The organism is Klebsiella sp. JB_Kp031 (assembly GCF_040064295.1).
Taxonomy (GTDB): domain Bacteria; phylum Pseudomonadota; class Gammaproteobacteria; order Enterobacterales; family Enterobacteriaceae; genus Klebsiella; species Klebsiella quasipneumoniae.
Window position 1 is genome coordinate 120,771 of record NZ_JBEAJW010000002.1, and the last position, 13,035, is coordinate 133,805.

Annotated in this window: 11 protein-coding genes; 5 read left to right on the top strand and 6 right to left on the bottom strand. The window is 50.8% G+C overall.

The window, feature by feature from the left end:
• The first annotated feature begins 213 nt into the window (after window positions 1–213).
• The 4 genes from ABLV64_RS02600 to ABLV64_RS02615 all read left to right on the top strand — a co-directional run bounded on the left by ABLV64_RS02600 (window position 214) and on the right by ABLV64_RS02615 (window position 6,271).
• The gene (locus tag ABLV64_RS02600) at window positions 214–1,809 is read left to right on the top strand and encodes a carbohydrate porin (protein ID WP_348842943.1); all 1,596 of its coding nucleotides are present in this window, start codon (window positions 214–216) and stop codon (window positions 1,807–1,809) included.
• 271 nt (window positions 1,810–2,080) lie between these two features.
• Complete coding sequence (locus tag ABLV64_RS02605; protein WP_348842944.1) at window positions 2,081–3,949, top strand: beta-glucoside-specific PTS transporter subunit IIABC; 1,869 nt, start codon at window positions 2,081–2,083, stop codon at window positions 3,947–3,949.
• Between the two features lie 4 nt (window positions 3,950–3,953).
• The gene (locus tag ABLV64_RS02610) at window positions 3,954–5,414 is read left to right on the top strand and encodes a family 1 glycosylhydrolase (RefSeq protein WP_186384146.1); all 1,461 of its coding nucleotides are present in this window, start codon (window positions 3,954–3,956) and stop codon (window positions 5,412–5,414) included.
• A gap of 23 nt (window positions 5,415–5,437) precedes the next feature.
• Window positions 5,438–6,271, top strand: coding sequence for a PRD domain-containing protein (locus tag ABLV64_RS02615; protein WP_004205815.1), 834 nt, complete (start codon window positions 5,438–5,440; stop codon window positions 6,269–6,271).
• Between the two features lie 71 nt (window positions 6,272–6,342).
• On the opposite strand, the gene ABLV64_RS02620 is transcribed toward ABLV64_RS02615, so the two are convergent.
• Window positions 6,343–7,218, bottom strand: coding sequence for a LysR family transcriptional regulator (locus ABLV64_RS02620; protein ID WP_348842945.1), 876 nt, complete (start codon window positions 7,216–7,218; stop codon window positions 6,343–6,345).
• 129 nt (window positions 7,219–7,347) lie between these two features.
• Between ABLV64_RS02620 and gstA the strand changes: the two genes are divergently transcribed.
• A complete protein-coding gene (gene gstA / locus ABLV64_RS02625; RefSeq protein WP_186384145.1) occupies window positions 7,348–7,962 on the top strand; it encodes a glutathione transferase GstA in 615 nt (204 codons plus the stop codon).
• Window positions 7,963–8,010: 48 nt separating this feature from the next.
• On the opposite strand, the gene ABLV64_RS02630 is transcribed toward gstA, so the two are convergent.
• From ABLV64_RS02630 to ABLV64_RS02650, 5 genes are all read right to left on the bottom strand, one after another.
• A complete protein-coding gene (locus ABLV64_RS02630) occupies window positions 8,011–8,325 on the bottom strand; it encodes a hypothetical protein (protein WP_004205818.1) in 315 nt (104 codons plus the stop codon).
• A gap of 264 nt (window positions 8,326–8,589) precedes the next feature.
• Window positions 8,590–9,864 carry a beta-ketoacyl-ACP synthase II gene (gene fabF / locus ABLV64_RS02635; protein WP_048324267.1) on the bottom strand — a complete coding sequence of 425 codons (1,275 nt, stop codon included), beginning with the start codon at window positions 9,862–9,864 and terminating at the stop codon, window positions 8,590–8,592.
• Between the two features lie 19 nt (window positions 9,865–9,883).
• The gene (locus ABLV64_RS02640; RefSeq protein WP_348842946.1) at window positions 9,884–11,446 is read right to left on the bottom strand and encodes a DHA2 family efflux MFS transporter permease subunit; all 1,563 of its coding nucleotides are present in this window, start codon (window positions 11,444–11,446) and stop codon (window positions 9,884–9,886) included.
• Window positions 11,443–12,483 carry an HlyD family secretion protein gene (locus tag ABLV64_RS02645; protein WP_004205823.1) on the bottom strand — a complete coding sequence of 347 codons (1,041 nt, stop codon included), beginning with the start codon at window positions 12,481–12,483 and terminating at the stop codon, window positions 11,443–11,445. The genes ABLV64_RS02640 and ABLV64_RS02645 overlap by 4 nt, the downstream gene beginning before the upstream one ends.
• The gene (locus tag ABLV64_RS02650; RefSeq protein WP_032426151.1) at window positions 12,467–13,024 is read right to left on the bottom strand and encodes a helix-turn-helix domain-containing protein; all 558 of its coding nucleotides are present in this window, start codon (window positions 13,022–13,024) and stop codon (window positions 12,467–12,469) included. Before ABLV64_RS02650 ends, ABLV64_RS02645 begins: the two co-directional genes overlap by 17 nt.
• Window positions 13,025–13,035: the final 11 nt, after the last annotated feature.

Genomic DNA, 13,035 nt, shown 5'->3' on the forward strand with positions numbered 1-13,035 from the left:
ACAACAAGCAAATAATTTTTTTGAAACCAATTTTTCATTTCAGAATTCAATATTAATGTTAAGCATCGCTCCATTTCGCTGGAGTCAAATAGCTATGAAATGATCAGGCTAAACAGGCTTGCTTACTATATATATTCCTACCCTGGGAAGGTGAGGTATGATTTTATTTTAATAAACGCTTTACCCCTGTAATCTACATGAGAATTTTAAAATATGAACAAGACTATTCTATTTTGCCTTATCTCTGCCATGTTCAGCAATGCTTATGGACAGAGTTTAACAGTGGAAGAGAGACTGGCTTTGCTTGAAAAACAACTCCAGGAAAACACTGCAGAATTAAAAAGTACAAAAGCAGAATTAACCAGGTATAAGCAAGCTGATAAAACAAACAGAAACCCGGTCAGCTCAGCAGATGAAAAGATTCAACCAACAACAAATTCTGCCTCTTCAACTGTTGCAGTAGCATCCAGTAATAGCAACCAAACAGGTAATAGTGCCACAACTAAAGTTAATAATGATCTTACGTTGAAAGAAATTAGTGACTTTGTTAAAAACGATATTGGTTTTTCGTACAATGGCTATTTCCGTTCTGGTTGGGGAACGGCTAATCATGGATCGCCAAAAGAGTATGCTATTGGATCTCTTGGCCGTTTCGGCAATGAATATACCTCATGGTTCGATCTTCAACTCAAGCAGAAAGTGTACGACCAGGATGGTAAAACTGCACATGCTGTTGTTATGCTGGATGGTAATGTGGGTGAGCAATACAACAATGCAGTCTTTGATAAGGATACAGAGAGTAACTTACAATTTTCTGATATCTATCTCACGACGAAGGGATTTCTTAATTTTGCCCCTGAAGCTGATTTTTGGGTAGGTAAGCACTATCTGCCTAAGTATGAGATACAGATGCTTGACTGGAAAAGCGTCAGAACAGAAAGCGGAGCAGGGCTCGGTATAGAAAACTGGAAAATGGGTCCAGGCAAATTTAACGTTGCTGTAGTGCGTCAGGACCTGAACGCGCGCGCTCTTGATTATGATACATCAGGAAATTCATTACAGATCAATACGAATGCGCTTGATATACGTTATCGTGAAATTCCCTTATGGGACAAGGCAACATTAGAACTTGATGGGCGCTATAACATGGCAAACAAATCAGACGTCGTGAAGTCAGGGGAGGCTGATGGTCAGTATTATCATGTAAAAGATGCCTGGCTGGTAGGTGCGATTTTAAGGCAGAAGTTTGACGCAGGGGGTTATGACGAATTAACCCTGCAAGCTGCCAATAATTCTATTGCCAGTTCTTTTGCAAAAATTTCTGAAGCAAACCCAACATTTGGGAGTGGTGATAACTATTATGGGAATCACACAAATGGCAAGGCATTCAGAATAATTTCTCAAGGGGAATTTTATCCCACGGAAAACACTATTGTTGCACACGCACTAGTATATTCAAATGGTAATGATATATTTAGCTATGATACTGGTGCTCATACAGATTTTGAAAGTTATCGAAGTGTCATCCGTCCCGCTTATATCTGGGATAAATTCAACCAGACCGGGATAGAACTCGGATGGTTTAGACAGGATAACAAAACTCAAGAGCAGACATATAGTGAATCCGGTTACAAAACAACATTGTATCATGCACTTAAAGTTAATACATCAATCCTAACCTCAAGGCCAGAAATTCGGTTCTATACGACGTATATCCGGGCAAACCAAAACGAGATATCGAATTATACATTCAACGATAATAAAAAAGATCAATTATCTATTGGCGCTCAGGCTGAGGTGTGGTGGTGACTATCGGTTAATATAAAGGAAATATAATACAGGAAGAAAATACTCCTGGGAGGTTTTTTATATCGTGGTCATTTACGAGGATTATTATGTGATAAATGTCACATTTTGACAAAAGATGGGTTAATTTTATTGCCTGTAACTATGTATATAGTATATTGTTGGCAAATATGTAGTACAGGCGTGTAACTGGTAATGCAGGCAAGACCTGAAATTCTCCCCCATCATTTGGGGTGAGAATTTCAGGTCTTTTTTTTTGCTCATGAGGCAACTTATGGATCATCTAAATACTGGGCGTACAATTCTCAAATTAGTCGGTGGAGCAGGCAACATCGAACACATTGAACATTGCTCAACCAGATTACGATTAAGCTTGTATGACAATGCTAAAGTTGAAGTGTCTGACCTCAAAAAATTACCTGAGGTAATGGGTGTCGTGACAAATGTGCAGTGTCAGATAGTCATTGGCAAAGACGTTGTTAAAGTGTTTGATGCAATTAGATCGTTAATGGCTAATGATGCTGACGCGAAACAGAAACCAGTAACAAAGAAAAAATGGAATACATGGTTGATTGATTTTGTTATCAGTATCTTTCAACCACTCATACCTGCAATCGCAGGTGGCGGCGTGCTGAAATCCATTTTAATCATTTTGAATATGGCTGGATGGCTGACTAAAGACAGTTCGACATATCAAATTTTGGACTGCATCGGAACCGCGCCTATTTATTTTTTACCCTTACTTATCGCCATCACTACTGCGAATAAGCTTAAAGTTAATCCCTTAGTTGCATTGACTGCTGTCTCAGTCTTGTTGTTGCCCACATTTACAACCCTGGCAAAACAAGGTGCAACGTTAATGACTTTCGATATTACGAACGTCTCCTATGCAGCGCAGGTGTTTCCCGCAATTCTTTGTGTTATTTTTTATGCACAAACGGAATCTCTTTTTAATCGTTATACGCCTAATGCATTACGTGGTTTCTTATCGCCCATGTTATCGCTGGTTACGACGGTACCCGTCACATTGCTTATCCTTGGACCATTAGGTTTTGAAATGGGTTCTCTGTTAACGCATCTGATCCTTTGGATGCATGGCAAATTTGGATTCATCGCAACAGGCTTACTTGCGGGCGGGCTACCATTTATTGTAGCGGCTGGAATGCATAAACCTTTCCTACCTTATGCCATAATGTCAATGGGGCAGACAGGTAAAGAATCTTTGTATAACCCAGCTTCCTTAGCTCACAATATCGCTGAAGCAGGAGCCTGCCTTGCCGTTTCGCTAAAAAGTAAAGATAAAATGTTTAAAGGGACTGCTCTTTCCTCTGGAATATCAGCTCTGTTTGGCATTACTGAACCTGCACTTTACGGTATTACTTTACTGCATAGGCCAGTACTGATCTCCGTGATGTTGGGTGCAATGGTGGGTGGATCCTTCATGGGATTTATGATGGTCTCAGCTTATGCAATAGTAGCGCCGAGCCTTGCCAGTATCTCAATTTTTGCGTCACCGGATAATCCAACCAGTTTGATATATGCAATCATCGGTGCACTTGTTTCATTCTGCCTGGCATTTTTATCAACATTATTCTTCTGGAAAGAAAAAACGACAACGCCCCATCCAGCGGAGGACATGCCAAAATTTGAGAAGACTGAAGTCACTGCTCATCCAGTCTTAATGAATGACTTTACCTTTACCAGCCCGGTTGAAGGGAAAGTTATCCCCTTGACAGATGTCAACGACGATGTATTTTCTTCAAAAATCATGGGGGATGGTATCGCTATCGTTCCAACGGTGGGAGCACTCTATGCACCTGCCGATGGCGTAATTGAGCATGTGTTCGAAAGTGGCCATGCAGCCAGCATGATGACTACCCATGGAGTAGAGGTCATCTTTCATATTGGAATTGATACGATACAAATGAACGGTGAAGGCTTTCACCCGAAAATTACAGATGGCCAACGCGTTAAAGCGGGTGAGCTATTAATCGAATTTGATATTGATGAAATAACCAAAGCGGGTTATGACCCAGTCGTTATAATGGTTATTACCAATAGCGATCGTTTTATAATGAAGCCGTCAAACGATCATACCAATACACTCCAGCAGTTTAATATTTTTTCATTAAAAGAGGCTTAATATTATGTCGAAAACTATTCTTCCCGAGAATTTTTTATGGGGTGCAGCCATTGCAGCCAATCAGGCAGAGGGGGCATGGAACGTTGACGGCAAAGGGCCTTCCGTTGCAGATGCAGTTGCCTACAAGGCGCATTTGAGTACAAGCGACTATGCCGGCCATATGGCCGTATCTGATCAAAACGTGAGCGATGCGCTTGAGGGGAAGAATGATCACAATTACCCTAAACGCAGAGGCATCGATTTTTATCATCGTTACAAAGAAGACTTAGCGCTTTTTGCCGAAATGGGTATAAAAGTCCTGCGCGTATCAATCGCGTGGTCACGAATCTTCCCAACAGGTGAAGATGAGCAACCGAATGAAAAGGGATTACAGTTCTATGAAAATATGTTCACTGAAATGCGCAGACTTGGCATTGAACCACTGGTTACGCTCTCACATTATGAAATGCCATTAGCATTGAGTGAGAAATATAATGGCTGGGTCCACCGAAATGTTGTTGATGCGTTTGTACGCTATTCAAATGTGTGCTTTGACCGTTACAAGAATTTGGTACGCTACTGGTTAACATTCAATGAAATTGATAGCATTCATCGACATCCTTTTACGACAGCGGGTGTCCGCGAAGAGAAAAGTTTACCAGGAGAAAGCACGCAGGATATTTATCAGGCGCTGCATCATCAGTTTGTTGCTTCGGCGTTAGCGACAAGAGACTGCCACGAAAAGATACCTGGCAGCCAGGTCGGATGTATGCTTACCAAGTTAACAACTTACCCACTGACCTGTCATCCTGCTGACGTGGAAGCCACTCTGAAAAAAAATCTCGAAAACTATTTTTATTCAGATGTACAGATTAAAGGCGAATATCCACCATTAATTAAGCGGGACCTGGAACTGCGGAATATCAAGATAAAAATGCAGCCGGATGATTTGGAAACGTTACGTCGCTATACTGTAGATTTTCTTTCATTCAGCTATTATATGTCCATCACGGAATCTGTTCAGTCCGATGCAGAGCGCACGGCAGGGAATACTATCATGGGTGTAAAAAATCCACATCTACCGGCTTCTGAATGGGGATGGCAAATAGATCCTGTAGGGCTTAAAATTTCGCTGCTGGAGCTTTACGATCGATACCAAATCCCTTTATTTATTGTTGAAAACGGGTTTGGTGCAAAAGATACAGTGGTTGATGGGAAGATACATGACGATTATCGTATTAATTATTTTCGTGCGCATTTTGAGCAGATGATTGAAGCTGTCAAAGAAGGTGTCGATTTAATTGGGTATACGAGTTGGGGAACAATTGATATTATTAGTGCCGGAACATCGCAAATGACCAAACGCTATGGTTTTATTTATGTAGATCAAGATGACGAGGGGAACGGTTCATTGAATCGGTTACGCAAGGACTCCTTCTATTGGTATCGCAAGGTTATAGCGACTAACGGGACTGATTTAAGTTAATCATTGCTACCGCGGGAACTGAGATGAAAGTTAAAAAGTCCTTAAATAACAGCATGTTGCTTGCTGAAAATGACGGAAAAGAGATGATACTCTTTGGCAAAGGTATCGGTTTTAACACCAAGCCAGGGACAATTATCGACTTGCAAAGTGTAGAACAGGTCTTTATGCCTTTGGATACCCTCAAGTCGCGACATTATCTGTCACTAACGGACACAATTCCCGCGGATTTCTTTGAGATCACTCATGAAATTGTCAAGCTGGCTCAAGCTCATTACAGCGAAAAGCTTAATTCAGTTTTATTATTCACCCTCGCGGAACACTTGCATTTTGCTGTTGAACGCTGTAAAACAAATACGAATATTGCGAATAAACTGACCTGGGAAATAAAGCGGTACTATCAGAAAGAGTATAGCATTGGCGAGTTGGCAAGAGATTTGGTATCAGCTAAGTTTGCGGTGAGCCTTCCTGATGACGAGGCTGTACACATTGCTTTTCATATTATCAATGCAACTTTTCAATTTGATGAGACTAATGCACATAAGCAAGTAGAATTAGTGAACAGAATTGCTGAAATTGTTCGTTATAAACTCAATCAAAATATTGATGTGAATTCAATTCACTATGCCAGGTTTATTACGCATTTAAGATATTTCGCTGAAAGGGTATTAAATAATAGCCTTGCCACAGAAGAAACTGACGACTTCTATAATGAGTTAATTCGTTTCCATCCAAAAGCGATGGTGGTTGCTGAGGTGATTCGTGACTTTATAAAAAGCAATTACGCTATTGCTATTCCTAATGATGAACTTACCTGGTTAGGCATACATATCAGTAAACTCAGTAAATATTCAAAGTGAAATTTTGTTTGGGAACAGGAGTGAGGTTGGAGATTGATGCCATGGCGATAAGATGATTCACTCTTGAGCGCTCATCTTCGTTTACGCAGCGCATTAAGCAGCGCCTGTGTGGCATCAGAAGATGATCCGGATGGCGAACAAACCAGCCCAAATTCACGATGAATGGCCGGCGTAACTGGCACCACGCACAGGTTGCGCAATGTCTCCGGCAGGGCGGACTCCGGTACCAGCGCAACGCCCATCTCTTCGCCGACCAGTTTACAGGCGCTTATCCAGTCGCGAACCGTCACGCGGATATCAGAGAGTTGCAACCCGGCCTTTTCCATCAGGCTTTTGCCATTCACGACACAGCCCCCCGTCGCCAGAACAAAGGGCTGGTCCGCCAATGCCTTCAACGTTATGCCATCAGCTTTCGCATGCTGTGCCAGCCGATGGCTGGCGGGCAGGACCGCGACCCACGCATCCTGTCCTAATACCACCTCTGCACGTCCGGGAACGGGATTCATGACCACTCCAAGTTCAATGGTGTCTGCGGCAAGCCACGCTTCGACTTCTTCGTCAGAGCCTTCCAGCACGACAACGTCAATACCCGGATGCAGGCGCTTAAAGTCGCGCAGCAGGCCGGGCAACAAGGTAGACGTCACGGAGGGAAAACTGGCCAGCCGAATGCGCCCGCGGGTCACGTTCCGGCCCCGATCAGCCAGTTCGCGGATGGCGTTCAGCTGCGAAAGCATGTTTCTGGCATGTTCCACCACCTGCTCACCCAGGGCGGTAATCCCGATATATCGTCGCTCACGGGTAAATACCGGAAAGCCCAGAGAAGCCTCAAGCTGGGCAATGGCCTGGCTGGCGCCAGACTGGGTCATGCCTATCTCCTCGGCAGCGCGTGAGATATTGCCAGCATCCGCCACGGCTACCAGCAGGCGCCAGTGTAAAAGATTCATCATGATTATCAGTAGCTCAGCTAATAGTTCTTTTCTATATCATTAATTTTACAGTGCGATCGGCGTTAAATACAGTGTGCTGAGGATCGTTCAGGACGTTGTCCGACGGCTTTACACATTAACGGAGACGAGATGAAACTTTATTACGCGCCAGATACCTGTTCATTATCACCGCACATCGTGCTGCGCGAGCTGAACCTTGAATTTGAACTGGTGAGAGTCAACAACAGAAGCAAGATCACCGCTGATGGTCGCGACTTCCTCACCATTAACCCGAAAGGGTATGTTGCTGCGCTTGAGCTGGATGATGGGCAGATCCTCACGGAGGGGCCGGCGATGGTGCAGTACCTCGCCGATCGTAAACCCGAATACGGCCTGGCGCCGCGCGCGGGCAGCTGGGAAAGGGTGCGCCTGCAGGAATGGCTTAACTTTATCTCCAGTGAAATACACGCGGGTTCGGCGCCGCTGTTTAACTCCGCGCTGGCGGAAGATGTCAAAACGATGTTCCGGGACAAGCTATTCCGACGTTTCGATTTTCTGCAGACGACGCTCAGCGAAAAAAACTATCTGACGGGGTCATCCTTTAGCGTGGCGGATGCCTACCTCTTCACGGTGCTGGGATGGTGCAAATTCTTCGCGATCCCACTGGATCGCTGGCCAGCGCTATCGTCGTATATGGAAATAATAAATGCCCGTCCTGCTGTACAGGCGGCATTACTGGCTGAAGTGTCTCAACAGGGCAGGTAGGAGGCGACATGCGTAGAGAAGGCCGCACAAGAGAGGCGGCCTTCTGTGTCAGATTGCCAGTTCAGGCATCTGCGCCATCACAAACGCGAAAACTTTTTCCGCGTCAAGTGAGGCATAGGGCAGACTTTCAATCACCGCAATAGAACGAGCGTCGCCAACGATCCCTCTTATCTCCGCGACCTTATACTGAATATGCGGCGCAACGAGAAATCCGTCGAAAGCGGGCGCCACGCTGGCAAAATTTTCCAGGCCCACTGCGCTGACAATGAGAGGATGGCCCTTTTTTTCCGCCAGCAACTGTATCTTTTTGGCGAGAGAATTGGCGGTGTTGCCAAACAAACAACATATCAGAAGCTTTTTCATGATTTTACCTCCTGAGAATTAGTCACAGGATATGACTCGCCATGCGCATAAAATGAGCGCCGCCTCATAATTGCGTGAAGAATTCATCATGGTGTTGCTGACCTTTCTGGCAAAGATGACCGATAGCGAAGATCTTGATAAAGGTCACTGCCACGCCGTGGCGGCGCTTCGTCGTCTGCTGTGCCAGAAGAGGGAGATCATTGACTGAGTAGGGTGTCCGGGTGGAGCTCCCCCGCCAGCCCGCGCCGGCGGGGGAGTTGACGATTATTCCCAGCGTTTCAGCAGCAGGCTGGCGTTAACCCCGCCAAAGCCAAAACCGTTCGACAGCGCATAGCGCATCTTCTGCGGGCGGGCCTGCAGCGCCACCAGGTTCATGCCTGCCGCCTCTTCATCGGGGTGATGCAGGTTCAGCGTCGGCGGCACCACCTGATCACGCAGCGCCTGAATGGTGAAGATGGCCTCAATCCCGCCGGCCGCGCCTAACAGATGGCCGGTGGCGGATTTCGTCGAGGTAATGGCGACCGGATGCGCGCCAAACAGCGTTTTAATCGCCGCCAGTTCACCTTTATCACCGACCTGCGTCGAGGTGGCGTGGGCGTTGATATGGTCAATCTCGTCGACGGTCACCCCGGCCTGGCGAATAGCGGTCTCCATGGCCCGACGCGCGCCGTTCCCGTCTTCCGGGCCTGCGGTCAGGTGATAAGCATCTGCGCTGGTGCCGTAGCCGACCAGCTCGGCCAGCGGCGTGGCGCCGCGCGCCAGCGCGTGCTCCAGTGACTCGATCACGATAAGCCCCGCGCCTTCTCCCATCACAAATCCATCGCGGTCGCGGTCAAAGGGGCGGGAAGCGGCTTCCGGCTGGTCGTTGGAGGCGCTGGAGAGCGCCCTTGCCGCGGCAAACCCGGCCAGGCTAACGCGATGAATTGCCGCTTCCGCGCCGCCGCAGAGGGCAATATCCGCCTCGCCGCTGCGGATCATCCGCGCCGCATCGCCAATGGCCTGTGCACCCGCTGCGCAGGCGGTGACCGGCGCGCCGATGGGGCCCCGGAAGCCGTGAGCGATAGACACATGCCCGGCGGCCAGGTTGGCCAGAAAAGAGGGGATAGTGAACGGCGAGAGGCGACGCGGCCCGCGTTCATCGGTGGTATGTACCGCATTGGCGATCTCGCTGAAGCCGCCGATCCCGGTGGCGATCACCGTGGCGGTGCGTTCCTGTTCGGCCGCAGATGCTGGCGACCAGCCGGCCTGGGTCAGCGCTTCACGGGCGGCGACCAGCGCAAACTCGATAAAGCGATCCATCTTTTTGCGCTCTTTCGCCGGGATGGTCGCCAGTGGGTCGAAGCCGTGCAGCGGATCGCTTTCAATGGACGGCACCTGGCCGGCCACTTTGCAGGGAATATCCGCGACCAGCTGCTCGCTGAGTCTGGTGATCCCTGACTTTCCTGCCAGCAGCGACTGCCAGACGTGCTGTACGCCGCAGCCCAGCGGGCTGACAATCCCCATCCCGGTGACGACAATGCGTTTAACGGAAACGCCCATAGTTTACTCTCCTGTAGTATCAGTGTGCCGGCGGCTTTTTCATCAAGGGAACCAGCATCGCGGCAAGCAAAAAACCCATCATGATGAGGTAGAAAGCATCGGAAAAGGCCTGGGTTCGCGCCTCCCGCAGCGCCAGCGCGGAAAGATTTTTCAGCGCCGCCGTCTGCGCGGCATCCGGCGAGATCCCCTGGACGGTGAAGTTTGCCGCGCTGCGCTGAACAAAATCGCTCATCGCCAGGTTGGCGTTATTCAGATGGTCCGCCAGGCGGTTGTAGTGCAAATTGGTTCTGTCGTTAAGCACCGTGCCGCACAGGGCGATGCCGATAGCGCCTCCGAGGTTGCGCATGAGATTAAACAGCCCGGAGGCCAGCTTCAGGCGCGCGGGCGGCAGGCTGCCCAGCGTCAGGGTCACCGTTGGCGCGACGGCAAACTGCTGCGCCAGTCCACGAAACGCCTGCGGGAGCAGCAACTGGTCCGCCCCCCAGTCATGGGTTATCGGGACGAAGCTGTACATCGACACCGCAAAACCGATCAGCCCGGCCATCAGCAGCCAGCGCAGGTCAACGCGGTTGGCGAGCCACGAATAAAACGGAATAGACATGACCTGGAACAAGCCGGTGGAAAATACCGCCAGGCCGATCTCCAGCGCGCTGAAACCGCGCACGCTACCGAGATACATCGGAGTTAAATAGATGGTGGCGAAGATGCCGACGCCGGCCATAAACGAGAAATAGCAGCCGAGGCTGAAAGTTCGGTCCTGCAGGGCCCGCAGATCCATCACCGGCTGCGGATGGCGGAGGGTGCGGATAACAAAAGCCACGCCGCAGAGCAGGGCGACCCAGGCGGTGGTCGTCAGGGTCGCGTCATCAAACCAGCCCCAGCGAGGACCTTCTTCGAGGGTATATTCCAGGCAGCCGAGGGACACGGCCAGCAGCAGAATACTGAGATAGTCGGCGCCGCGCAGCAGAGTGGGGTCGGCGCTGTCTACTTTCACCAGCAGCGGCACTGCCACCGCGATGTAAATCCCCGGAACAACGTTGATAAAGAACAGCCAGTGCCAGTTGTAGTTTTCGGTGATCCAGCCGCCCACCGTCGGGCCCAGCGTCGGGGCGAGGGAGGCCAGGCCGCCGATTGTCGCCGCGGCAATGACCCGCTGTTTGCCCTGAAAAAAGGCGAAAGCGGTGGTGAACACCAGGGGGATCATCGACCCGCCCGCCAGCCCCTGCAGGGCGCGGAAGGCGATCATACTCTGGATGTTCCACGCCCAGCCGCACAGCAGGCTCATCAGTGTGAAGCCCGCCGCGGAGGCGGCAAACAGCCAGCGGGTCGACATGACCCGGGCCAGCCAGCCGGAAAGCGGGATAATAATGATCTCGGCGATCAGGTAGCTGGTTTGTACCCAGACGGTCTCATCGTCGCCCGCCGACAGGCCACCGCCGATATCCCGCAGCGAGGCGGAGACAATCTGGATGTCGATAAGGGCGATAAACATCCCCACGCACATGCTGGCGAAGGCAAAGATTTTCTTCGCCGTCGGCATCGACAGACTTTGCGGGGCGGACAGCGCCTGAGCGGTGCTCATCGAGGGCTCTTTTCATTCACGGTAACGATCACCGACAGTCCCGGGCGCAGGACGTCAAGCTTTGCCCCGTCACCTTCCAGCGCAATGCGAACCGGCACCCGCTGCACGATTTTAGTGAAATTCCCGGTCGCGTTCTCCGCCGGCAGAATGCTGAAGCGTGAGCCGGTCGCCGGCGCCAGGCTGGCGACATGGCCCTTAAAGGTATGGTTCGGCAGCACATCGGCGACGATGGTCACCGCCTGGCCGGCGCGCATATGCGCCAGCTGGTTTTCCTTGAAGTTGGCGTCAATCCACAGGCCGTGCGCGGGCACCAGGGAGAGCAGCTGCGTGCCGCTGCTGACGAAGGAGCCGGACCACGCGCGGCGGTTGCCAATCACCCCATCGAACGGCGCGCGAATGTCGGTATAGCTGAGGTTCAGCCTGGCCATCTCGAGGTTAGCCTGGGCCTGCGCCAGGGCAGCCAGGGTTTGCTGCTGGCGAGCATCCAGCACCGTCAGCTGACGTTCGGCCACGGTTTTATCCGCTTTGGCTTTCTCCTGCTCGGCATGCGCCCGGCGATAATCGGCGGAGGCGTTATCGCGGATCTGTGCGGAAATCGCGCTCGACGCGGCCAGGGCGTTATAGCGTCGGTTGTCGTTAGCCAGTTTTTCGGTTGCCGCCGTGGCGGCCAGTAACGAGGCCGTAGAGCCGGCAATGGTCGCCTGCTGTAGCTGGCGGGTAGCCTGAATATCGGCCAGCGCGGCCTGCTGCGCCGCCACTTCTCCGGCGGCTTTCGCGAGGGCGGCGCGGTAATCGCGGTCGTCAATGCGGATCAACAGGTCACCTTTTTTCACCGCCATATTGTCCTGCACCGCCAGCTGCTGGATATAGCCGGAGACTTTGCTGGAGATGGCGCTAATGTCGCCGCCAACATAGGCGTCATCGGTGGTCTGCAGAAAACGTCCGGTTTGCCACCAGTACGCGCCGTAGCTCGCTGCCGCCAGAACGGCGGAGAGGGCCGCCAGGACGAGGACGCTTTTCTTACTGGCCAGCTTCATGGTTGGCATCTCTGTAGGGTTCAGGCTGGAATTTTTGCCCGCTATCGCCTTCGCGTTTGCGCAGCAGATATTCATGACGATATTGCATCAGCGGCGAGGCTGCGGGGCCCGGCACCATGGCGTATTTACCAGGGATAATCTCTTCCCCGGTCGCTTTATCCACCATGACTGGCTCCACGCGGCGCTGGGTGGCGGTTTCCACCAGCTGCATCTGACGGCCTTCGGGAGCGAAGTGGCGGTTACCCCATTCCGCCAGCGCCAGCAATACCATGCGAAAATCGCGGCCCCGCGGGGTGAGGTGGTATTCGTAGCGCGGCGGGGTGCTGCTGTAGCAAACCTTCTCCAGCAGCCCGTCGTCGACCAGCGCCTTCAGGCGGCGCGACAGAATATTGGGCGCGACGTTGCTGCTCTTCTGGAACTCGTCAAAGCGGGTAAAGCCCGCGAACGCGTCGCGCAGGATCATGATGCTCCAGCTGTCACCGATGCGTCCCAGGCTACGGGCGATGGGGCAGGGAGCGTGGCAAAGCGGTTCATTTTTCATGGGCTGTCCAG